The sequence below is a fragment of the Dactylosporangium thailandense genome (assembly GCF_059739745.1).
Genome location: NZ_AP029195.1, coordinates 604,170 through 625,019, shown reverse-complemented (window position 1 = coordinate 625,019; position 20,850 = coordinate 604,170). Strand labels below are relative to the sequence as shown.

Here is a 20,850-nt window from a genome sequence, read left to right as displayed (position 1 = left end):
GACCGGACGGTAACCCATCGCCTCACCCGGCACACCGTCCGGACGCGGCGACCATGGAGTCATGCGGACCGCGCGGACCGTCGCCGGCCTGTCGCTCATCGGCCTCGCGCTGGCCGCGGCCGTCGTGACCTGCCGGGGCGGCGGCGACGACGCCGATCCGCGGCACGGCCCCCGGTGCACCGCCAGCAGCCCGGCCGAGCTCGCCGGCCGCACGGTCTCCGCGTTCGACCTCGAGGGCCGCCCGCTGCGCTGCGCCGACCTGCACGGGGCCACGCTGCAGGACGCGGCGATCACGAGCGCGGACCTCTACGGGGCCGACCTCAGCCGGGCCACGGCCCGGGAGGCGCAGCTGAGCCAGGTGAAGCTGACGCGGGCGGATCTCGACGGGGCCGTCCTGCGCGACGGTTCCCTCACCGACGTCGGGCTGCAGCAGGCCACCCTGCGCGGCGCCGACCTGCGCTCGGTGACGTTCCTGCGCACCGATCTCGGCGCGGCCGACCTGCGCGGAGCGGACCTGACGGGGGCCTCGTTCGAGGCGTCGAACCTGCGCGGCGCCCGCCTCGACGGCGCCAAGCTCACCGGCGTGACGTTCGTGAACTCGGTCTGCCCCGGCGGCGCCAAGTCCACCGACGGGACCTGCGGGTGATGAGCAGCGTGAGGGGCAGCGTGGCGGTCAGCCCGGCCAGCGCGAGGAATCCGGCGGGCGGGCCGTGGCGCTCGACCACGCGGCCGATCACGGGCGCGGCGACGGCGATGCCGAGCGCGCTCGCCGAGTTCATCCACGTCATCGTCCGTACGGTGGCCGGTTGGAGCAGCACCGAGGCCGGGATCAGCACCAGGGCCACGCAGCCGCCGACGAGCGCGTAGCCGGCGAGGAGGGTCGCGAGGTTCGGGGCCAGGGCCAGCAGGGCGCAGCCGGCCGTGATCGCCAGGCCGGCGGCGAGCATCACGCGCGCGGGACGGCCGCGCTCGAACGCGCCATAGGCCAGCCCGGCGCCGAGGCTCACAACGCCGGCGACCGCCATGATCGGGCCGCCGAGGGCGCCCGCGGACGCGGTGACGGCGACGCCGATCCCGCCGAAGTACAGCCCCATCTCGAGGTTCACGGCGAACAGGACCGCTCGCGGGCGCCGGCCCCGCCGCCCGGCCGGCGGCGGCTCGCCGGTGTTCGCCGTCAGCAGCCCGAGCAGCCCGGCCGCGACCAGGCCCACGGCCACGGGCAGGCCGCCCGTGGTCGCCAGGACCGGGCCGATCAGGAAGGCCGCGTCGTTGACCGCGCCCTCGGCGGACAGGGCCGCGGGCAGCACCTCGGGCGGGGCGACGGCGCGCCAGCGGGCGGCGGCGAGCGCGCCGACCGGCGGGAGCGTCGCGCCCGCGGCCGCGGCGAGCCCGATCACGACCGCGGCGGGGGCGGCGCGATCGGTGAGCGCCAGGGCCAGCCCGGCGGCGGCGAACACCGCCCCGGAGACGGACACGACCCGGCGCTGGCCCCAGCGGTCGATGAGCCGGGCGAGCTGGGGCCCGGCGACGGCGTCGGCTATCGCGAACGCCCCGGCGGCGGCCCCGGCGCGGCCGTAGCCCTGCGTGCCGGCGACCGTCCACAGCACCGCGAGCCCGGTCGTCGCCACGCCGAGCCGCGCGACGGCGGCGGGCACGAAGAAGCGCAGGGCGCCGGGGACGGCGAACGCTCGACGGTATCGACGGTATCGACGGTATCGACGGTATCGACGGTATCGACGGCGGTATGGGAATGGCCCTGGTGTCACGGTGGCGCTCCAGCGGTTGGTGCAACCGCGAGCTGCCAGACAGGCCGGACTGGGACATCAACTCGTCACCGCCGACCCTCGCAGGTTGTGCGCGCAGCGTCAACCCCGGGTCGCGCCGGGTGGCCGGGAGCCGATGCCTGATCCTGCGGGCCGTGCGCGACCGGTGAGCGTGCGACCGGCGCGGGAGCGCCCAGCCGCACGCAACTCCCTGGTGAGCGTCAGATGCGGGCCAGCTGGACGGCCTCGATCGCGTCGCGCAGGCGCTGCTCCGCCTCCGCGCTGAGCGAGCTGTGCAGCAGCCGGCCGCCGAGCTGGAACGGCGCCATCTCGGCCACGACCTTGTCGACGGTGACCTGGTCGACGAGCAGGAACAGCGCCGCCGAGCCCGGCTCCAGCGCCGCGCCGACGTCGCGCATGAAGCTGTCGTCCACGCCGGTGTCGGTGAGCCGCGCGGCGGCCGCCCCACCGGCCGCACCGACCGCCATGCCGATGAACGGCGCGAAGAACAGCAGCCCGATGAGGCCGCCCCACAGCGCGCCGCCCGCGGCCGCCACGCCGGTCGTGCCGTGCTTCTGGTGCAGCCGCACCCGGCCGTCCTCGCCGGCCTCGACCACCGCGGCGTCGCGCACGGTGATGAGACCCTGCCGCTGCAGCTCGATGATCTTGTCCCGGGCCTGGTTGGCGGTGGCCAGGTCGCGATAGCCGATCGCCACGAGATCGCTCATGATGCCTCCTGGTGTGTGCCGGTGCTTGCCCTGCAAAGGTCATCGCGCCGGGGCCGGATCGCCTCCCCCGCCGGGCATGAGCGCGCGCATCGCGGCGACGAAGGCCTCGTCCTGGTCCAGCTCGCCGGAGGAGAAGCCGGGGTTGTCGCCGCGGCGGTACAGCCGGCGCGGCTCGGCGAGCTCCGCGGCCAGCAACGCTTGGACGCGGGCGTCGGGCGGCCCGAGCCCGGCCCACGCCGCGACCACCGCCGGGCGGGTCAGCGGGTGCCGCTCCCAGGCGTCCCGAGGGGCCCGCGGACCGGGGTGGGGTCGCCGGTGATGACCGCGAGGGCGTGGGCGGCCGCGACGGTGCTGTGGCCGTACTTGTCCCGCCGCCGGACCAGCGCCCGGAGCCGGTCGAGCGTCCCGGGGCCGGCGGCGGCGACGGTCCGCAGGGCGCGGGCCGCGACCACGGCGGCGTCGTCGTCGCCGAGGTGGCGGGTCAGGGCCGCGACCGCGGTGTCCGTGTCGGCGTCGACGGTCCAGGCGGCGAGGGTGGCCGCCACCGCGCCGCGGGCACCGGGCCCGGCGGCCCAGCGTCGCAGGACCGGCAGGACGAGCCCGGCCGCCGCCGGGTCGGCGGCGCCGAGCCGGCCGAGCGCCTCGGCGTTGGCCGCGTCGCGCTCCGCCGCGAGCAGCACCGGCAGCGCCTCGCGGGCGGCCGCCGGGCCGATCGCGCGCAGGGCGGCGACGAGCCCGTCGCGGTGGCGGGGCGGCAGCGGGCCGTCCAGGCGGGCCGCGACGGCCGGGGCGAGCGGGGCGGCGACGGGGCCGAGCCCGGCGATCGCCCAGCCGGCGTCGCTGGGCAGCGGCTCCTGCTCGAGCACCCAGGCGAGCATCGGCACCGCGCGGGGGTCGCCGAGCCGGGCGAGCGAGGCGAGGAGGCGCCCGACGGTGGGCGGCTCGGTCGGCCACTCGACGATCCAGGGCGGCACGGCGCGGCGCTCGGTGCTGTGGGGCGCGCGGCGCTCGGCGGACCCGAGCACCTCGGCGAGCGTGCCGGCGACCGGCGCGGCGAAGCGGCCGAGGTCCGCCAGGATGCCCGCGGCCCGCGGCCCGGCCACCGGCTCCCCCGTCAGGGCGAGGTCCGCGATGCGCCGCAGGATGTGGGTGTACTGCCCGCGCCAGCCGTGCACCAGGTTGCTCGCGGGATAGAGCGCGTCGAGCCGCCACTCGGCATCGGCCGAGCGCAGGCCGGCGAGGAGCACCGTGATCCGGCTGTCCACCCGGTCGCCGTAGGCGTCGCTGACCGCGCGCACGAGCGCGTCCATCTGCGGGTGCCCGCGCCCGGCGCCGAGGTGCTCGCGCAGCTCGCGGACCGTGCCGATGAGCGTGCCGGTCCGGAAGCCGGCCGGGGTCGCGGGCGCGGGCGGCACCGAGTACCCGGCGGCGATGAGCGCGACGGCCGTCTCCGCGGGGGCCGGCACCCCGAGGCGGGCCAGGGCGGCGAGCGCGCCGAGGCGCAGGCCCGCGTCGGGCTCGGCGGTCGTCAGGCCCTCGAGCCAGGCGATCGCGGCCGGGTCGGTGGTGGCGAGCCCGGCGACGGCGGTGACGATCGCCCGGCGCACCAGCGGGTCGGGCTCGGCGTCGGCGTGCCGGCGGAGCAGGTCGACCGTGGCTTCGGGGGCTTCGGCGGAGATCGCGCGCACGAGCGGTACGACTGCCGCCCGCACTTGCGCGTCGGCGTCGTGGAGCAGCGCGAGGAAGCGGGGGCGGTCGGCGGCGAGGGTGGCGTTGGCCGTCCGCGTCCGCCCGGCGAGCGGCTGGTCCCACGTCGCGCCGCCGACGCTCGCCAGCAGCTCGACGGCCGCGGCCCGGCCGGGCAGCCCCGGCGTGGTGGCGATCCGGGTGAGGAACGGCAGCGTCTCGAGGGTGCAGCGGTAGACGTCGCCCTGGTGGTGCACGACCCCGTAGAACTGGTCGAGCGCCACCTCGCGCACGGCCGGGTCGGGGTCGACGAGATCGCGCAGGATCGCCGGGACGCCCGCGGCGGAGCCGTAGGCGTGCCGCAGCCGCTTCCACGCGACGGCATCGAGCCCGGCGAACACGCCAACGTCGCCCATGGGCGGCGATCCTACGACGTGTCCGGCCGGGCTCGGGTCCCGCCTTGTGGGGTTACACGCGGCCGTAGCCGTAGAGCGAGTCGATGTCGATCGGGGCGACCTTCACCACGGTGCGGCTGTTGGGGGCGTGGATGATCTGGTTGTTGCCGATGTAGATGCCCACGTGCCCGAGGCCGTTGTAGAAGACCAGGTCACCGGGGGCGAGCTGGCTCCGCGAGATGTGCTTGACCTTGCCCCACTGCTGCGCGGCGTTGTGCGGCAAGGTGACGCCCGCCGCCTTCCACGCCATCATGGTCAGGCCCGAGCAGTCGAACGTGTCCGGGCCGGCGGCGCCGAAGACGTACTTCTTGCCGAGCTGGGCCCACGCGTAGCTGACCGCCTTGCCCGCCGAGCCGGAGACGGCCGGCGGCGGTCCCGGGTTCGTGGTCGGGTTGGCGGTCTTCACCGGGGTCTTCGCCTTCGCCGCCGCGGCGGCCGCGGCCGCGTCGGCCTTGCGCTGCATCTCGTCGAGCTTGGCGATGTTGCCCTCGATCTGCTTGCGCCGCGCCTCGAGGTCGGCCTTCTGCCGGCTCTGGGCCGCGAGGGTCTCGTTGAGGCGCTGCTTCTCGGCGTCGACGCCGGCCTTGGCCGAGGCGTACTTGGCGAGGTCGGCCTGCTGGTTGCGGGAGATCTGCTGCAGCGTGCCGACGCGGTCGAAGAAGCCGTCCGACGACGTGGCGCCCAGCATCAGTGACCAGGAGCTCAGGTTGCCGCCGGACTTGTAGGCGTTGACGGCGATCTGGTCGGCGGTGGCACGGGCGGCGTCCATGCTCGCCTCGAGCGGCTGGAGGTCGGTCTCGCGCTGCTTGATCGCGGCCTGGGTGGCCTCGAGGTCGCCGTTGATCTTGTTGTAGTCCTCGACGATGTGCTCGAGCTCCGCGTTGCCCTTGTCGATCTGGGCCTGGAGCTCGTCGTGCGTCGGGTCGGCATGTGCAGCACACGCCGGCGCGACCATCGCCGCGACCGCCACTCCGATGAGTAACGAGCGCAGCGCCGTCCGTCGGATGAACACGGCAAGCGTCCTTCTTCGCATCCGCCTACCGGGTTAGCTGACGGGTTCGGGCGAGAAGAAGGTTCGCCCTACCACGACCGTGACGGTCGCGGATTCACCCCTGGGGCTAGCCCCGGGTGGGTCCCCGGCTCACGCGCCGGCGCCTGTTGCCAGGGCCGTCGTGCGACTCGGCGGAGCCTGCCCGGGCCGCCCTTGGTGAGCGGCTGTGACCTGGCAGGCCGCACCAAACGTATCGGCGAGGTGTCGGCGGCGGAACCGCCCTAAGCAACACTTAACGTGGACTCAAAGATCACGTTGCGTCGATGGAATCCGTTATCGCCCGATTGCTCCCGATCGCGTCCCGTCGCACATGGTAGGACGGCGCGACATCGTCGCCGGCTAGCGGTTCCCTCCGGACTGGCGGCTGCTGATGTACGCCTCGATCTCCTCCTCGGTCGGCTCGGCGAAGTACTCGTAGGGCGCGACGGACACCCCCTCGACCACCTGGCGCGGGTCGTCCTCGGCCGCGTCCGGGTCCAGATCGCGCGCCCAGCGCGAGCCCATCGAGAAGACGGCGAAGCCCGGCTCGAACCGGTAGCCGATGTCCGTCTCCTCGTACTCGTAGCCCTTCGCCGCCAGGTCCGCGACCACGTCGTCCATGAACCGGGACGTCAGCTGCACGCCGTCGAAGAACACCTCCTCACCGCCATCGGCGAGCTCGACGAGCTCGACCGTCTCGTCGCCGGTGTAGGTCAGCACGAGCATCGGGCTCGTCTCGTACACGGCCCGGCTGCTCCGGCCGGGATGGACGGGCGGCCCGATCCGGCTCTCGACCACGTCGCGGTGCTCGCCGACCTTCACCAGGGCCACGCCCTCGCCCGGAAGAATCTCCATGCCGCGCATGATGCCACGGCCGCGCGACAGCGTCGCCACCGTCGTCGCGCGGGCCGGCGACACTCCGAAGTGGACACTCGGGCGAGCCCGGCGACCGGCGTGTCCTGTGTAGACAGCGGCGCCGGCGTTCAGGCGAACGGGTGTACCCGGATCGCCCCGCAGCGGATCGGCCGGCGGGCGCGAGCAGCCGAAATGCGCACAGGAAGGCCGGATCCGACCGGCCCGCCTGCGGCCATGAGGCCATGTAGGCCCTTGTTCGTACACGCCGGGCACGAGTAACGTCACGCGCCGTGAGCGCAGTGCAGCGTAACAACGTCAGGCTCCTTGGCCCCGAGGACGCCCCGGCCGTCGTCTTCGCGCACGGCTTCGGCTGCGATCAGAACATGTGGCGGTTCGTCGCGCCGCGGTTCGCCGGCGATCATCGCGTCGTGCTGTTCGATCACGTCGGGGCCGGGAACTCCGACCTCGGCGCCTACGACGCCCGGCGGTATGCGTCGCTCGGCGCCTACGCCGACGACTTGCTCGAGATTCTCCGCGAGCTCGACCTGCGCGGGGTCGTGTTCGTCGGGCACTCGGTCGCCGCGATGATCGGGCTGCTCGCGGCGAACGCCGAGCCGGACCGGTTCGCCAAGCTCGTGCTCGTCGGACCCTCCCCGCGGTACATCGACGACCACGACTACTACGGGGGCTTCAGCGCCGGCGAGATCGACGAGCTGCTGGACAGCCTCGACAGCAACTATCTCGGCTGGTCCGCGGCGATGGCGCCGGTCATCATGGGCAACGCCGACCGGCCGGAGCTCGGGGAGGAGCTGAGCAACAGCTTCTGCCGCACCGATCCGGCGATCGCGCGGCAGTTCGCCGAGGTGACCTTCCGCTCGGACAACCGCGCGGATCTGGGCAAGGTGAGCGTGCCGACGCTGATCCTGCAGTGCTCCGAGGACGTCATCGCGCCGCGGGAGGTGGGCGCGTACTGCAACGCGAACATCCCCGGCAGCACCCTGATCGTCCTCCACGCGACCGGCCACTGCCCGAACCTCAGCGCCCCGGACGAGACCTTCGCGGCGATCGACGGTTTCCTGCGGACGGGCTGACGTGCCGGAGCCGCTGCCCGAGGAGAACGCCGAGGACCTCTACGACAGCGCCCCCTGCGGGTATCTCACGCTGTTGCCGGACGGCACCATCGTGCGCGTGAACCGGACGTTCCTGCAGTGGACCGGGTGGCGCCGCGACCAGCTGACCGGCCGGCGCGTGCACGAGTTCTACGCCGTCGGGAGCCGGATCTGGCACGAGACGCACCTGGCGCCGCTGCTGCACATGCAGGGCGAGGTCCGGGAGGCGGCGGCCGAGTTCCGCCGGGCCGACGGTTCCCGGCTCGACGCCTTCGTCAACGCGGTGCTGCGCGCGGGTCCGGCCGGGAGCCAGGCCCTCGTGCGGATGACGGTGTTCGACGCGAAGGAGCGCCGGACGTACGAGCGGCAGCTGCTCGAGGAGCGGCGCAGCGCCGAGCGCAACGCGACCCGGATCCGGCTGCTGCAGGAGATGGTGGTGCACTGCGCCGCGATCGAGCGGGTCGAGGAGGTCGTCGCGCCGATCGTGCGGATCGGCGACGAGGCGTTCGCGGCCACGGCGACCCGCGTGTGGCTGCTCGATCCGGCGCAGGCCGCGCTGCGCCCGCTCGGCGTCGCCGACGAGCTCCTCTCGCTCGACGACCAGGCCCCGGAGGCGCGCGCCGCAGCCCTGCTCGACGTCGTCCGGCACGCCGAGGACGACGGTGGCCTGCGCCTGGTCTCGCCCATGCTGGCGGATCAGCGGGTGCTGGGGGTGGTGTCGTTCGTGTTCGCGACCGACCGGCCCGACCCCTCCGAGCCGCAGGCCGCGCGCCCGCGCGCGGGCGGCGAGGACGAGCCGGGGCGGCCGCGCCCGCGCGCGTTCGGCGAGGACGAGATCGAGCTCATGCGGACCGTCGGCCGGCAGGCCGGGCAGGCCCTCGAGCGCATCCGGCTGCTGGAGGAGACGACGCGCCGGGCGTGGCAGTCGGGCTTCCTGGCCCGGCTCAGCCGCGACCTCGACGAGACCGTCGGCTTCACCGGGCGGGCGATGCGGCTCGTGGCGCTGCTCGTGCCCGACGTCGCCGGCTACGCCCAGATCGACCTCGACGCCGCCGGCGACCCGGCCGGGGAGCCGGCCTGGCGGGCGTCCGCGCCCGCGCGGCCGGGTGGCGGCTGGACGATCCCGAACGACGTGCTCGCCACGGTGCACGCGGCCGGGCGGTCGGCAGCGGCACCGGCGGCGGCACCGCTGATCACCATCGACGGCGAGCGGGCGCTGGTGCTGCCGCTGCGGGCCCGCAACGCGATGCTCGGCACGCTGCTGCTGGCCGGGGGCGAGGTGGCCGGGGCGGGGCACGTCGGGCCGGAGTTCCTCGCCGACCTCGCCGACCGGGCCGGGCTGTCGCTGGACAACGCGCGGCTGGCCGAGCGGGACCGCGAGGTGGCGCACACCCTGCAGCGCAGCATGCTCAGCGGCGACTGGCCGGCGGATCCGCGCTACCACGTGGTGACCGCGTACCGGCCCGCGGTGCACACGCTCGAGGTGGGCGGGGACTGGTACGACGTGTTCGCGACGTCGGCCGAGAGCGTCGGGATCGTCGTCGGCGACGTGGTGGGCCGGGGCCTGCACGCGGCCAGCGCGATGGGGCAGCTGCGCAGCGCCGTGCGCGCGCTCGCGACGGCGCACGACGGGCCGGCCGAGGTCCTGCGGCACATGGACGACTTCGTCTCGCACTTCGCGGCCGGGCAGATGACCACGCTCGCCTACGCCGAGCTGGCGCTGGACAGCGGGGTGCTGCGGTACGCGTGCGCCGGGCACCCGCCGCCGCTGCTCGTGGAGCCGGGCGGGGTGTCGAGCTTCCTGTGGGAGGCGCGCTCCGGGCCGCTCGGCGCCAGCGCGGCACGGCGGGCGCGCAGCGAGGCGAGGCTGACCGTGCCGCGCGGGTCGCGGCTGGTGCTCTACACCGACGGGCTCGTCGAGCGCCGCGGCGAGCGCTTCCACCACGGCCTGGACCGGCTCGCGGCGGCGGCCGCCGAGCACTGGCAGACGCCGCTGAGCTCGCTCGCGACCGAGCTCAGCGACGCGATGCTGCCGGGCGGCGGCGGGCACGACGACATGTGCCTGCTGGCGCTGGACTACACCGACGCGTCGCCGTTCCGGACGGAGGTGCCGGCGCGCATGCAGGCCCTCGCCGGCTTCCGCGCGGCCCTCGACGCCTGGCTCGGCGAGCAGGGGGTCGGCGACTACGACCGCTTCGGGCTGGTCCTGGCCACCGCGGAGGCGGTCGCGAACGCGATCGAGCACGGGTACGGCCACGACGACGCCCGCGCCGTGGGCGTCCTCGCCCAGGTCGACGGCGGCACCGTCTCCGTGCGCGTGAGCGACACCGGCCAGTGGCGCCCGCCGCGCACCGCACTGCGGCGGGGCCGGGGCCTGGCGCTGATCGGGCGCCTCATGGACGAGCTCGTGATCGACCGCGGTACGGGCGGTACCACGGTCCTGATGCGCCGCCGCACGGCCGGCGGGGAGCGTTGAGATGAGCGCAGAGCGTCAGGTCCGGGTGTACTCCACCGGCGGCTGCGAGGTCGTCGCGCTGATCGGCGAGATCGACCATGCGACGGCACCGCTCGTGGAGCGCGACGTGCTCGCGAGCGTGCGCGCCACGACCGGCGTGGTCGTCGACCTGACCGCGACCACCTTCCTCGACAGCGCGGGTCTGCTGTGCCTGGACCGGATGGTGACCGCCTTCGGCGACCGGGGCGCCCCGGTGCGCGTGGCCGCCCCGGCCGACGGCATGGTGCGGTTCACCCTCGACCTGATCGGCTTCCTGCCCGACCTGCTGACCGAGGACGTCGACACCGCCGTCGCCGCGATGACGCAGTAGCCCGGGCGGATGCGCGGGCCGCGTCACCGGCCCGGCAGTTCCCGGCGCCAGATGCGGCGCCACTGGTCCGCGGCCCCGGCACCGCCCGGGCCCGGCCGGGCGCCCGGGCCGCCCGGGTGCACCCCGCAGACCGCCCACGCGCGGCCGGGCCGGGGGCGCGGAGTGCCGCAGGCCACGCACACGGCCGCGGCGTCGACGCCGGCGGCGTAGGCGTCCAGCACGCGGCGGACGACCACGGGCAGCGGCTCGGTGGGGTGGTGCGCGGGGTCGGGGCAGTACGCGAGCGCGTGCACCGGACGCCGGGGCGCCGCGGGCACCCGCCGCCCGAGGGCCTCCGCGCGGCGGCGGTCGGCGTCGTACGCGTACACCCTCGGCAGCACGACCTCGCGGGCCCGCGCGAGCTCGTCGACCGCGCGGACCAGCGAGGCCGGGTCCGCCTCGAGCGTGCGGGGGATGCGGGCGGCGGCGACGAGATGGTGCCAGGTGGCGCGGAAGCCGTACGGCGCGCAGTGCAGCGCGCACTCCCGCAGCGCCCGCAGCCGGCGGGGGGCGGGCAGGTCGCCGTCGCGCACGCGCAGCGCCGCGGCCGGGAAACTCGTCACCGCTCGATTGTCGATCCGGGTGGGTCGCCGTTCGTGTCAGGGGCAGAATCCTGACGAGGTGAAGGGTGGGACGCGATGCGGGTGCTCATGGACGGACTCGGGCTCGTGGAGTCGCCGCGCTGGCACGGCGGGCGGCTGTACTTCTCCGACTGGACCGCCGGCGAGGTCATCGCGGTCGGCGAGGACGGCGCGAGCGAGGTGATCGCCCGGGTGCCCTCGCTGCCGCTGTGCATCGCGTGGGAGCCGGGCGGCGAGCGGCTGTTCGTCGTCGACTCCCCCAACGGACGGCTCCTGCGCCGCGAGCCCGACGGTTCGCTCGTCGAGCACGCCGACCTGGGGCAGCCGGGCTGGAACGACATCGCGGCCGACCACCGGGGCAACGTGTTCGTCAACCGCGTCGACTTCGACGTGATGCACGGGGCCGACGCGAAGCCGGGGACGGTCTTCGTGGCCGCGGCGGACGGTTCGGTACGCCAGGAAGCCGACGACATCGCATTCCCCAACGGCATGGCGGTCACCGCCGACGGCGCCACGCTCGTCGTCGCCGACTCGTACCGGCACCACCTGCTCGGCTTCGACATCGGCGCGGACGGCGGCCTGTCGAACCGCCGCGTCTGGGCCGATCTCGGCGACGGCTTCCCGGACGGCATCTGCCTCGACGCCGAGGGCGCGGCCTGGTACGCCGACGTGCCCCACCGCCGCTGCGTGCGCGTCGCCGAGGGCGGCCGGGTGCTGGCGACCGTCGAGCTCGACCGGGGCGCGTTCGCCTGCGCGCTCGGCGGCTCGACGCTGTTCATCACCGCCGCGACCTGGAACGGCATGACCGAGGCCGAGATGGTGGCGCCCGGCAGCGGGCAGGTCCTCGCGGTGCGGGTCGGCGTCCCCGGCGCGTGAGGGTTGCTACGCTGCCCGCGTGCGTGACCAGCGGACGCTGCGCGATGTGCTCCCCGGACAGTGGCGGGTCCTGGCGACGACGTTCCCGATGTGGCTCTCGGGCCGGAGATCGCAACCCATGTTCCGGTACGACCTGCTGCACGACGACCCGCTGACCCTCAGCGACGAGGTCGCGTACCGCACCCGCGACGGCCGCGCCAAGCGGATCGAGGGCGTCGACCGGTTCGACCCGGCGACCGGGTCCTTCATCTGGCGCGGCCGCGGCGTGCTGCGCGTGCTCAGCAGCCGCTGGCGGGTCGAGCACGTGAGCGACGAGCGGGACGTCGTCGTGCTCTCGTTCGCGCGGTCCCTGGTCACCCCGGCCGGCCTCGACGTCATCGGGCGGGGCGAGGCGCCCCGCCCGGACGGCATCCCCGAGGAGCTGCTGCCGCCGGGGCTGTGCTGGCTTTCGTGACATCCATGGCGGACAATTCGCTGCTGTGACGCAGAGACCGCCCGCCGTGCCCGGGGTCCCGGTGCTGGGCAACGCGCTGGCGATGATGGGCGACGTCCAGGGGTTCTTCGTGGACGCCTATCGCGAGGTCGGCCCGGTGTTCCGCGTGCGGGCCCTGAACCAGGCCTTCGTCATCATGGCCGGCGCGGCCGCGAACCGGTTCCTGCTCGAGCGCGGCGAGGCGGTGTTCACCAGCGAGGAGAGCTTCGGCGGCCTGAACCGCGAGTTCGGGATGCGGGTCCACGTGCTGCGCGGGCGGCCCCACCGGCACCTGCGCAAGCTGCTCGGCGCCGGGCTGTCGCGGGACCTGCTCGCCGCGCGCTGGGACGCCGTCACGGCCGAGACCGCGCGGATCCTCGACGGGTGGGCCCGGCGGCCCGCGCTGGGCGTGGTCGACGGGTGCCAGCGGCTCGCCGCGGCCCAGCTGTCGATCGCGTACACCGGGGCCAGCTCGGCCGCGCGGTTCGAGACGCTGCGCTCGGCCTTCGAGCTCGTCCTGGACGTCACCATCGCCGGGAAGTGGCCGGCCGCGACGCTGCGGTGGCCCGCCTACCGCCGCGCCCGGGCCGAGATCCACCGCTTCGCCCGCGAGTCGCTGGCCGAGCGGGCCGCCGCGCGGCGGGAGGGGCCGCGCGATCTGCTCGACCAGGCGCTCGACGCGGTCGACGAGCACGGCGAGCCGTACGCGCTCGACGTGCGGGCCGGCATGGCGCTGCAGGGCTACTTCGCGGGCGTCAACACGGTCGCGTACCTCTACAGCTTCATGATCGACGTCCTGCTGCGCAATCCCGCAGTGCTGGCCCGGGTCACCGCCGAGGTGGACGCCGTGCAGGGGGACGGCCCGCTCACGTTCGAGCGGCTGCGCGACCTGCCCGCCCTGCACGGCCTGGTGATGGAGACGCTGCGGGTCTACCCGCCGGCCCCGGGCTCCGCGCGCACGGCGGTCGAGGCGTTCGACTTCGAGGGCTGCCGCATCGCGCGCGGCGAGCGCGTGCTCGTCGCCACCTGCGTCCCCCACCAGCTCCCCGAGCACTTCCCCGACCCGGAGCGCTTCGACATCGACCGGGACTTCACGGCCGCGCGGAAGGCGGCGGTGTACGCACCCTTCTCCGTCGGCGGCCACACGTGCCTCGGCGCCGGGATGACCCAGGTGCTGGCCGTGGCCACGATCGCGATGCTGGTCCGCCGCCTGCGGCTCACGCCGGCGAGGCCGGGCCGCCCGCTGCGCATCACCGCCACGCCCGGCCCGAACCCCGGCAGGCGGTTCGCGATGTCGGCGGCCGCCCGGCGCGCGTAGCGGTCAGATCGTGCGCCGCAGCGCGGATTCCACGGCGTCGATGAGCGGGTCGCCCGCGGTGCGCGGATGCCGGGCCAGGCCGAGCTCGACGTCCGGCAGCGCGGGCAGGGAGTCCGAGTCGAGGCAGGCCATGCCCGGGTCGAGGTTCGCCGGCAGCAGACCCGCGACGCCGAGCCCGGCCCGCAGCGCCGCGAGCACCCCGACCAGGCTGTTGCTCTCGAACGCTACCCGCCAGCGCCGCTCGCTGTGGTCCATCGCCTCCAGGACCGCCGTCCGCCAGGCGCAGGTGTTCGAGAACAGCACGACCGGCAGCGGGTCGGCGGCCACGTCCACGCCCCGGCCGACCGCCCACACCAGCGGGCGGCGCACCGTCCAGCGGGGCCGCGCGGGCAGGCACGGGAGCTCGTCGAGCACGAGATGGACACGGCCGGAGTCGAAGGCCTCCCGCATCGCCGCGCTCGACACGCTGAGCACCTCCAGCGTCGCGGCGGGGTGCAGCCGGGCGAGGTCGGCGAGGGCCTGCGGCAGGTGCGTCGCGGCGAGGTCCTCGAGCAGCCCGACGCCGCAGTGGCCGGTCAGCGCGCGGCCGGTCTCGGTGAGCGCCTCGGCGGAGAGGGAGAGGATGCGCTCGGCGTACGGCAGCAGCTCCGCGCCCGCCCGCGTCGGCGAGACGCCGGACGAGGAGCGGTGCAGCAGCGGCCGCCCGACCACGCCCTCGAGCCGGCGCAGCTGCTGGCTGAGCGCGGGCTGGGTCTGGCCGAGCGAGGTCGCGGCGCGGCTGATGCTGCCGGCCCGCACGGCGGCGACGAACGATCGCAGCAACCCGATCTCGAGGTCCCTGGGCATAAACAATCATTATGGTGGCCCCAACAGATGTCCGTCTGCTATTGGCGGGGCGGCTGATCTAGCGTCGGGCTGGTGACCGGATACCGGCGGGTGCTCGCCGTGCCAGGAATGGCCCCGCTGCTGGGCGTCTCGCTGCTCGCCCGCACCGCGATGACGGCCGACGTGATGGCGCTGACGATGGTCGTCGTGCTCGGGCTGCACCGCAGCTACGCGGCCGCCGGTGTGGTCGCCGCGGCGCTGACCGCCGGGATCGCGCTGGGCGGGCCGCTGCTCGGCCGCGCGATCGACCGGCACGGCGTGCGCAAGGTGCTGGTGGTCACGAGCGGGCTGCAGGTCGTCTTCTGGCTGGGGGTGCCGCTCATGCCGTACGACATCCTGGTCTGCTCCTGCGTCGTCGCCGGTCTGCTGATGGTGCCGGCCCAGTCGGTGACCAGGCAGGCGATCGCGGCCATGACGACGCCGGAGCAGCGGCGGCCCGCGTTCGCGCTCGAGGCGGTGCAGGGCGAGCTGTCCTACATCGTGGGGCCGGCGCTCGTGATCGTGTGCGCCGCGCAGACGTCCCCGGGGCTGGTGGCCGGCGTGGTCGGCGCCGCGATCGCGGCCGGCGGGTTCGGGCTGGCCTGCCTGAATCCGCCCGTGCGCACGGCGGAGGAGGCCGGCGCCGGTGCGGGCGAGCGGCCCCCGCGCCGGCAGTGGCTGGGCGCCGGCCTGATCGCCGTGCTGATGATGGGCCTGGGTGCCACCGCGCTGCTCAGCGGCGTCGACCTGGCCATCGTCGCCGTGCTGCGGGAGGCGGACCAGATGCCCTGGGCGGCCGGCGTCGTGGCCGTGTTCGGGGTCGCGTCGGTGACCGGCGGCCTGCTCTACGGCGCGCTGCCCCGGTCGCTGCCCACCTGGGTGCTGCTCGGCCTGCTCGCGCTCGTGACGGTGCCCGCCGGGCTGGCCCGCACCTGGCCCTGGCTGTGCGTGGCGGTCGTCGGCATCGGGCTGCTCACCGCGCCGACCCTGTCCGCGGTCGCCGACGCCGTGAGCCGCCTGGTGCCGGCCGCCGTGCGGGGCGAGGCGACCGGCCTGCAGTCCTCGGCGCAGAGCGGGGGCTTCGCGATCGGCTCCCCGCTGACCGGCCTGGCGATCGACCTCACCGGACCGGCGGGCGGCTTCGCGGCGGCCGGCCTGGCCGCGCTGGTCACCGCGCTGATCGGGCCCGCGACCTGCGGATCAGCATCATCACGACCACCCGGGCCTATGCCGAGCTGGCCGCCGACGGCTTCATCGCCACCGTCCCCGGCAAGGGCGTCTACGTCCTGCCGCTGGACTCGGCGCTCGTGCGCGAGCAGCTGCTGCGCCAGGTCGAGGACGGCCTGCAGGCGGCCCTCGACGCCGCGCGGCGGGCCGGCCTCGAGCGCGACGAGCTCGTGACGATCCTCGACGGCCTCATCGCGACCGAGGGGGCCCGGCTGTGAGCGACCTGGCCTTCGCGCTGCGGGACGTGAGCTTCGGACGGTTTCCGGATCGTGCGCCGGCCCGGACCTCACCGAGGGGGTCGGCGTGCGGCTGATCGGCGCACGGCGGCCGGCGTCCAGGCCCTCGTGCGCACCGACGAGGCGGCCCTGCTCGACGCCGACGCGCTGATCGAACCCCCGACGCTCGAGGAGATCGCCGTGCACATCGGCGCCCCCGCCCAGAGGAGCCTGGCATGACCGCCGTCGCCCGCGTGGCCCTGCTGGATCTGCGCACGATCGCGCCGTACCGCCGCCACGGTCTTCTGCTCCTGGTCGTGGTGACCGTGATCCTCGCCAACCGGCCCACCACGCTGGTGCCCGCGCTCGTGCTGCTGGTCGCCCCGTCCGTCATCAGCTACCCGTTCAGCATCGCCGACAAGGCGGGGCTGGACACGCTGTACGCCGTGCTCCCGCTGCGCCGCCGCTCGGTCGTGCCCGGCCACTACGCCTGGGCGGTGAGCGCCTTCCTCGCGCTCGCCGCCGGCGGCACGGCGGTGGCCCTGGCCCTCGCGCACGCCGAGTCCAAGCCGCTCGGCGGGCACGCGCTCGGCATCGTGCTCGCGGTGGCGTGGGGCATGGTCGCGGTCAACGTGGCGGTCCAGTTCCCGCTGTTCATCCGGTTCGGCTACACCCGCATCAGCGTGCTCGGCACCGTGCCGCCGCTCGCGCTGGTGGTGATCGCCGTCGTGCGGCTGCGGGTGCCGGTGGCCGGGATCGAGTCGTGGGTGCCGCTGCTCTGGCCGATCGGCGCGGCCCTCATCGCCGTGTCGGTCGCGGTGTCCGTGGTCCTGGACCGGCGCCCGGTTCAGATCCGATAGATGGCGTACCAGCACAACGCGCCGATCCCGCCGCTCACCACGAATGCGCCGAGCAGGACGGGCCACGCGCCCCACAGCCGGTGCCGGAAGGCGAGCCACAGCAGCACGACGACCGGCAGCGCGATCCGCAGCACCTCGCCGGCGACCACCCCGCGCACGAACTCGGCCCCAGGCGCGTCGGCGATCACCGGGAGCCGCCACGGCTGCACGACCGCCACCGACCGCCACCCCTCGCCGGACAGCGCCCCGCACGCGACCCCGACCGCCAGAGCCGCGACATCGGTACGGTCCGATCGCGCCGCATGCCCGAGCAGCCCGAGCACCGGTCCGGCGACGAGCGACCCGGCGAGCCAGAGCGCGGTCATCTTCGCGACGGAGAGCAGCCCCATCATGTCCGCCGAGGACCCGTCCTCGAGGTAGCCGCCGCTCCACCGCCGGCTGACGAACACGACGAGCGCGTAGTACACGAGCGTCGCGACCACGAGGAGCACCGTGGCGCGGGTGATGGCCCGCTTGCGTACGGCCGCGAAACGCCCGACGAGGAACGCCGCCAGGCCCCAGGAGAACCCGCTGCTGGTGAGCGCGACGAGCACCTGCCCGGCGATCCCGTCGGCGGCATCGGCCCCGAACGCGAGCAACCCCAGCACCACGCCGACGACCCCGACGAGCATCACCGCGCCAGACTAGGCAGCGCCCGCAACGCCCTCCGGCCCCGCGGCGGCGTGCTCGTCCAGCCAGGCACGCACCATGAACACCCGCAGCAGGTCGATTGGGTCGGTTCGCGATCGGCCGCTGGGTCCGACGCGGTAGCGGCCCGTCCGATTTGCCAGGCTATAGGTCTTTGATAACCAAACCAAACGTACGAGTGGTTTTGGCGACTTCCGGGCGGAAAACTACCTAACGTAATCGCATCGTCACAACAACGAGGGGGATCGTGAAGATGCGCAATGTTCAGCGAATGCTGACGCTGGCCGGCATGACCATGGCCGCGGCGGCGGTCGTCGGCATGGGAGCGTCGGCCGCGTCGGCCAGCACCGTCCAGGATGGCAAGGGCAGCGTCGCCCAGCCCCGCCCGGGCGGCGACAACCACCCCGGCGGCGGCAACCGCCCCGGCGACCGGCGCGGCCCGGGCAGCGACGGCCGCTGGCACGGCTCGTGGGACGGCCACCGCGACAACCGCGACTGGGACCAGTCGTGGGTCGTGCGCACGTTCCAGAACAAGCGCGCCTGCACCGCCGCCGGCTGGGTCGGCGAGCGCGCCGGCATGTGGGACGACTCCGACTGCTACCGCGTCGGCCGCAGCAACAAGTACGTGCTCGTCGCCCACGAGTACAACAGCCGCCGGCACCACCACCGCTAGCCCATCCACGCCGCGCGTCGAGGCCCGTCGACGCGCGGCGACACCGCAGCGGCCGGGACGCGAGCTTCGCGTCCCGGCCGTCGCGCGTTACCGTGGCGGCATGCCACGCAGGCGCAGCCACGTCGGAGCACAGGCCCCGAAGGCCGCGCCGTGATCTGCACCGTCGGACACGGGGCGCGCACCGTCGAGGAGCTCGTCGCGATCCTCACCGAGGCGCGGGTCGGCACGCTCGTCGACGTGCGGCGGTTCCCCGGCTCCCGGCGGCACCCGCAGTTCGGGCGGGACGCGCTCGCCGGGGCGATCCGCGCCGCCGGGCTGGAGTACACCTGGCAGGGCGAAACGCTCGGCGGGCACCGCACCGCCCGGACGGGGTCGCGGCACACCGCCGTGCCGAGTCCCGCCCTCGCCGGCTACGCCGACCACATGGACTCCCCCGCGTTCCGGGACGCCATCGAGGCGCTCATCGCCGCCCCGGAGCTGCTCGCCGTGATGTGCGCCGAGTCCCACTGGACGCAGTGCCACCGGATGCTCATCGCCGACGCGCTCACCATCCGCGGCGCGCGCGTCGAGCACCTCGGCGCCACCCGCGAGCCGCACCGCCTCAGCCCGGGCGTGCGCCGCGGCGAGGACGGCTGGCCGGTGTACGACGCCCAGCCCGCGCTGCCCGGCCTGTGACGCGGACCCGGGTGCGCCGGGCCGCCGGTCTCATGCGTCGTGGGCGATCTGCGTGAGCGAGCGCCACAGCAGGGCCACGCACACCGCGGTCCCGGCGAAGGCGAACCAGAACGGGGCCGCGATGCCCAGCCGCGTGGCCAGCGCGCCGCCGATGACCGAACCGATCACCAGGCTGCCGAAGATGGCCACCGTGTTCACGCTGTTCACGCGGCCCTGCAGATGGTCCGGTACGGCGCGCTGGCGCACCGTCACCGAGGTCGTGCCCCAGATGAAGACGTGCACGCCGAAGACGAACAGGATCACGCCCGCGACCACGGCCGAGTGCGTCAGCGCCAGGCCGAGGTGGGTGCCCGCCTCGACGAGCAGGCCCACCCGCATGATGTTGCCCAGGCTCACGTGCCGGGTCAGCCAGCCGTACATCGCGGTGCCGATCAGCCCGCCCGCCGCCGACACCGTGGTCAGCACGCCGTAGCCGGCCGGGCCGAGGCCGAGCTGCTGGGCGCAGTACAGCACCAGGACCGACCACGCCGCGCCGAACGCCAGGTTCACGACCAGGATCGTCAGCACGAGCGTGCGGACCGCCGGGTGCGCGACGGTCCAGCGGAAGCCCTCCACCATGTCACGCCGGATGCCGCCGGAGTCCCGGTCGGGTCTCGGCAACGGCGGCAGGCGCATGCGCAGCAGCATGAGCACGCCGGCCACGATCAGCACGGCCTGGGCCAGCAGCGGCCAGACCCGCCCGGCGGCGAACAGGGTCGCGCCCACCGAGGGCCCGACGAGCTGGTTCATGGTGATGTACCCGGTGGTGAGCCGGGCGTTCGCGGTGGCGAGATCCTCGCGGGGCACAAGCATCGGCGCGAGCGTCTGCGTGGTGTTGTCGGCGAACACCTCGGCCGTGGCCAGCAGCGCCAGGCCCACGAGCGCGACGGCGACCGTGACGACCCCGGTGACGACGGTCGCGATCAGGGCGGTGAGCACCAGGACGCGCGAGCTGTGCGCGACGAGCACGATCCGCCGCCGGTCGACGCGGTCCGAGAGCACCCCGGCGTGCAGCCCGAACAGCAGCGGTGGCGCCCACCGCAGCAGTGCGGCGAGCGCCACCGGAAAGGGGTCGTCGGTCAGCGAGGCGACGAGCAGCGGGCCGGCCGCGACCGCGATCCCGTCACCGAGATTCGTGACCCACGAGGCGCTCGTCAACCAGCGGAACGGGACCGGCAGCACCCTGGGAGGGTACGCGAGCGAACCCCCGCACGATCAACCAGATTCCCAGCGCCACCTCGAACAGCCCGCCCGGGACGGACAGCGCGAGCCCGGCATGAACGCCGAGCAGTTCGGCAACGGTACCGATGGCGAACACGACGTATCCGGCGGCGCCCCACCACGCGAGGACCCGCGGGACGAGCCGGACCCGGGCGAGCAGCCCGCACAGGAACACGCCGGTGAACCCGAGCAGGAACTCCCCGATCTGGTACAGCAGGTTGTTCGCGTCCGTCGCGAGCAGCCCGAACACGGGGTCGGCGCCGCGGTCGTGCAGCGGCACCAGCAGCAGCAGGAAGAGCACGCCCAGGCCGAGCAGCACCGCCTCGGCGGCCATCATCGTGAGGTACAGCAGCGCCGTGCGGCGGCCGTGGCGCTCCAGGACGCCGAAGAACAGCACGCCCTTGCCGACGTCGATCAGCACGTTGAGCAGCATGAGCAGCGCGCCGACGACCAGGGTGGTGCGGGCGGTCAGGCCGCCGTCGGTGCCGATGGCCGAGGTGACCAGGGCGAACCCGATGCCGTAGGTCAGGAACCCGGCCAGGAACAACGCGCCGATCATGCGCGCAGAGGTCATGACAATCACTCCCCAGCGAGAACCGTACTTAGTAAGGTGACGGTACCGTACTAAGTACGAAAGGCGGAACCCCGAGGA

The 20,850-nt window shown here is 74.8% G+C and carries 22 protein-coding genes and 1 riboswitch; of the genes, 11 read left to right on the top strand and 11 right to left on the bottom strand.

Annotated features, from left to right (window positions below):
• Positions 1 to 61: 61 nt before the first annotated feature.
• Positions 62 to 646, top strand: coding sequence for a pentapeptide repeat-containing protein (locus AC6JBM_RS02615; RefSeq protein WP_497982004.1), 585 nt, complete (start codon positions 62 to 64; stop codon positions 644 to 646).
• Here the strand turns inward: AC6JBM_RS02615 and AC6JBM_RS02610 are convergent.
• From AC6JBM_RS02610 to AC6JBM_RS02585, 6 genes are all read right to left on the bottom strand, one after another.
• Complete coding sequence (locus AC6JBM_RS02610) at positions 576 to 1,655, bottom strand: hypothetical protein (RefSeq protein WP_497982003.1); 1,080 nt, start codon at positions 1,653 to 1,655, stop codon at positions 576 to 578. The genes AC6JBM_RS02615 and AC6JBM_RS02610 overlap by 71 nt on opposite strands.
• 329 nt (positions 1,656 to 1,984) lie before the next feature.
• Complete coding sequence (locus tag AC6JBM_RS02605) at positions 1,985 to 2,491, bottom strand: DUF1269 domain-containing protein (protein ID WP_350616510.1); 507 nt, start codon at positions 2,489 to 2,491, stop codon at positions 1,985 to 1,987.
• A 39-nt stretch (positions 2,492 to 2,530) separates the two neighbouring features.
• The gene (locus tag AC6JBM_RS02600) at positions 2,531 to 2,737 is read right to left on the bottom strand and encodes a hypothetical protein (RefSeq protein ID WP_497982002.1); all 207 of its coding nucleotides are present in this window, start codon (positions 2,735 to 2,737) and stop codon (positions 2,531 to 2,533) included.
• A gap of 11 nt (positions 2,738 to 2,748) precedes the next feature.
• Complete coding sequence (locus AC6JBM_RS02595; RefSeq protein ID WP_497982001.1) at positions 2,749 to 4,593, bottom strand: HEAT repeat domain-containing protein; 1,845 nt, start codon at positions 4,591 to 4,593, stop codon at positions 2,749 to 2,751.
• Positions 4,594 to 4,645: 52 nt separating this feature from the next.
• Entirely contained in the window at positions 4,646 to 5,644 is a 999-nt protein-coding gene (locus tag AC6JBM_RS02590; RefSeq protein WP_497982000.1) for a C40 family peptidase, read from the bottom strand.
• A 7-nt stretch (positions 5,645 to 5,651) separates the two neighbouring features.
• Positions 5,652 to 5,796, bottom strand: a riboswitch (cyclic di-AMP (ydaO/yuaA leader).
• 226 nt (positions 5,797 to 6,022) lie between these two features.
• Positions 6,023 to 6,517: a hypothetical protein gene (locus AC6JBM_RS02585; RefSeq protein ID WP_497981999.1), complete on the bottom strand. Its 495-nt coding sequence runs from the start codon at positions 6,515 to 6,517 to the stop codon at positions 6,023 to 6,025.
• 290 nt (positions 6,518 to 6,807) lie between these two features.
• Here AC6JBM_RS02585 and AC6JBM_RS02580 point away from each other — a divergent pair, with 290 nt between their 5' ends.
• The 3 genes from AC6JBM_RS02580 to AC6JBM_RS02570 are packed head-to-tail and all read left to right on the top strand — an operon-like array spanning position 6,808 to position 10,451.
• Entirely contained in the window at positions 6,808 to 7,608 is an 801-nt protein-coding gene (locus tag AC6JBM_RS02580; RefSeq protein ID WP_497981998.1) for an alpha/beta fold hydrolase, read from the top strand.
• A gap of 1 nt (position 7,609) precedes the next feature.
• Positions 7,610 to 10,102, top strand: a complete 2,493-nt coding sequence (locus AC6JBM_RS02575; RefSeq protein WP_497981997.1) for an ATP-binding SpoIIE family protein phosphatase — start codon at positions 7,610 to 7,612, stop codon at positions 10,100 to 10,102.
• A 1-nt stretch (position 10,103) separates the two neighbouring features.
• Entirely contained in the window at positions 10,104 to 10,451 is a 348-nt protein-coding gene (locus tag AC6JBM_RS02570) for an STAS domain-containing protein (RefSeq protein ID WP_497981996.1), read from the top strand.
• Between the two features lie 23 nt (positions 10,452 to 10,474).
• Here the strand turns inward: AC6JBM_RS02570 and AC6JBM_RS02565 are convergent, their stop codons facing one another.
• Positions 10,475 to 11,053: a hypothetical protein gene (locus AC6JBM_RS02565; RefSeq protein ID WP_497981995.1), complete on the bottom strand. Its 579-nt coding sequence runs from the start codon at positions 11,051 to 11,053 to the stop codon at positions 10,475 to 10,477.
• A 75-nt stretch (positions 11,054 to 11,128) separates the two neighbouring features.
• Between AC6JBM_RS02565 and AC6JBM_RS02560 the strand changes: the two genes are divergently transcribed.
• From AC6JBM_RS02560 to AC6JBM_RS02550, 3 genes are read left to right on the top strand one after another with little or no spacing between them, the layout of a single operon-like run.
• Positions 11,129 to 11,947 (top strand): SMP-30/gluconolactonase/LRE family protein, encoded by an 819-nt coding sequence (locus AC6JBM_RS02560; RefSeq protein ID WP_497981994.1) that lies wholly within the window; start codon positions 11,129 to 11,131, stop codon positions 11,945 to 11,947.
• A 19-nt stretch (positions 11,948 to 11,966) separates the two neighbouring features.
• On the top strand, positions 11,967 to 12,401 hold the full coding sequence (locus AC6JBM_RS02555) for a hypothetical protein (RefSeq protein ID WP_497981993.1): 435 nt from the start codon (positions 11,967 to 11,969) through the stop codon (positions 12,399 to 12,401).
• 25 nt (positions 12,402 to 12,426) lie between these two features.
• Positions 12,427 to 13,737 carry a cytochrome P450 gene (locus tag AC6JBM_RS02550; protein WP_497981992.1) on the top strand — a complete coding sequence of 437 codons (1,311 nt, stop codon included), beginning with the start codon at positions 12,427 to 12,429 and terminating at the stop codon, positions 13,735 to 13,737.
• Positions 13,738 to 13,740: 3 nt separating this feature from the next.
• Here AC6JBM_RS02550 and AC6JBM_RS02545 read toward each other — a convergent pair whose 3' ends face one another.
• Positions 13,741 to 14,583 carry a LysR family transcriptional regulator gene (locus tag AC6JBM_RS02545; RefSeq protein WP_497981991.1) on the bottom strand — a complete coding sequence of 281 codons (843 nt, stop codon included), beginning with the start codon at positions 14,581 to 14,583 and terminating at the stop codon, positions 13,741 to 13,743.
• Positions 14,584 to 14,655: 72 nt separating this feature from the next.
• Here AC6JBM_RS02545 and AC6JBM_RS02540 point away from each other — a divergent pair, with 72 nt between their 5' ends.
• Both AC6JBM_RS02540 and AC6JBM_RS02535 read left to right on the top strand, forming a co-directional pair.
• On the top strand, positions 14,656 to 16,002 hold the full coding sequence (locus AC6JBM_RS02540) for an MFS transporter (RefSeq protein ID WP_497981990.1): 1,347 nt from the start codon (positions 14,656 to 14,658) through the stop codon (positions 16,000 to 16,002).
• 277 nt (positions 16,003 to 16,279) lie between these two features.
• The gene (locus AC6JBM_RS02535) at positions 16,280 to 16,903 is read left to right on the top strand and encodes an ABC-2 transporter permease (RefSeq protein WP_497981989.1); all 624 of its coding nucleotides are present in this window, start codon (positions 16,280 to 16,282) and stop codon (positions 16,901 to 16,903) included.
• Here the strand turns inward: AC6JBM_RS02535 and AC6JBM_RS02530 are convergent.
• Entirely contained in the window at positions 16,891 to 17,577 is a 687-nt protein-coding gene (locus AC6JBM_RS02530) for a hypothetical protein (protein ID WP_497981988.1), read from the bottom strand. The genes AC6JBM_RS02535 and AC6JBM_RS02530 overlap by 13 nt on opposite strands.
• 260 nt (positions 17,578 to 17,837) lie before the next feature.
• On the opposite strand from AC6JBM_RS02530, the gene AC6JBM_RS02525 reads away from it, so the two are divergent.
• Together AC6JBM_RS02525 and AC6JBM_RS02520 are read left to right on the top strand one after the other, a co-directional pair.
• On the top strand, positions 17,838 to 18,263 hold the full coding sequence (locus tag AC6JBM_RS02525; RefSeq protein WP_497981987.1) for a hypothetical protein: 426 nt from the start codon (positions 17,838 to 17,840) through the stop codon (positions 18,261 to 18,263).
• Between the two features lie 150 nt (positions 18,264 to 18,413).
• Positions 18,414 to 18,938, top strand: a complete 525-nt coding sequence (locus AC6JBM_RS02520) for a DUF488 domain-containing protein (RefSeq protein WP_497981986.1) — start codon at positions 18,414 to 18,416, stop codon at positions 18,936 to 18,938.
• A 30-nt stretch (positions 18,939 to 18,968) separates the two neighbouring features.
• On the opposite strand, the gene AC6JBM_RS02515 is transcribed toward AC6JBM_RS02520, so the two are convergent.
• Together AC6JBM_RS02515 and AC6JBM_RS02510 are read right to left on the bottom strand one after the other, a co-directional pair.
• On the bottom strand, positions 18,969 to 20,159 hold the full coding sequence (locus AC6JBM_RS02515) for an MFS transporter (protein ID WP_497981985.1): 1,191 nt from the start codon (positions 20,157 to 20,159) through the stop codon (positions 18,969 to 18,971).
• Positions 20,101 to 20,772 (bottom strand): DUF4386 domain-containing protein, encoded by a 672-nt coding sequence (locus AC6JBM_RS02510; RefSeq protein WP_497981984.1) that lies wholly within the window; start codon positions 20,770 to 20,772, stop codon positions 20,101 to 20,103. Before AC6JBM_RS02510 ends, AC6JBM_RS02515 begins: the two co-directional genes overlap by 59 nt.
• Between the last annotated feature and the right edge of the window lie 78 nt (positions 20,773 to 20,850).

Bases quoted from the DNA above. Each gene is read 5' to 3' on its own strand.
- AC6JBM_RS02585 (WP_497981999.1), bottom strand. From the start codon at position 6,517: ATGGAGATTCTTCCGGGCGAGGGCGTGGCCCTGGTGAAGGTCGGCGAG.
- AC6JBM_RS02535 (WP_497981989.1), top strand. From the start codon at position 16,280: ATGACCGCCGTCGCCCGCGTGGCCCTGCTGGATCTGCGCACGATCGCG.
- AC6JBM_RS02560 (WP_497981994.1), top strand. From the start codon at position 11,129: ATGCGGGTGCTCATGGACGGACTCGGGCTCGTGGAGTCGCCGCGCTGG.
- AC6JBM_RS02545 (WP_497981991.1), bottom strand. From the start codon at position 14,583: ATGCCCAGGGACCTCGAGATCGGGTTGCTGCGATCGTTCGTCGCCGCC.
- AC6JBM_RS02570 (WP_497981996.1), top strand. From the start codon at position 10,104: ATGAGCGCAGAGCGTCAGGTCCGGGTGTACTCCACCGGCGGCTGCGAG.
- AC6JBM_RS02595 (WP_497982001.1), bottom strand. From the start codon at position 4,593: ATGGGCGACGTTGGCGTGTTCGCCGGGCTCGATGCCGTCGCGTGGAAG.
- AC6JBM_RS02605 (WP_350616510.1), bottom strand. From the start codon at position 2,491: ATGAGCGATCTCGTGGCGATCGGCTATCGCGACCTGGCCACCGCCAAC.
- AC6JBM_RS02615 (WP_497982004.1), top strand. From the start codon at position 62: ATGCGGACCGCGCGGACCGTCGCCGGCCTGTCGCTCATCGGCCTCGCG.
- AC6JBM_RS02510 (WP_497981984.1), bottom strand. From the start codon at position 20,772: ATGACCTCTGCGCGCATGATCGGCGCGTTGTTCCTGGCCGGGTTCCTG.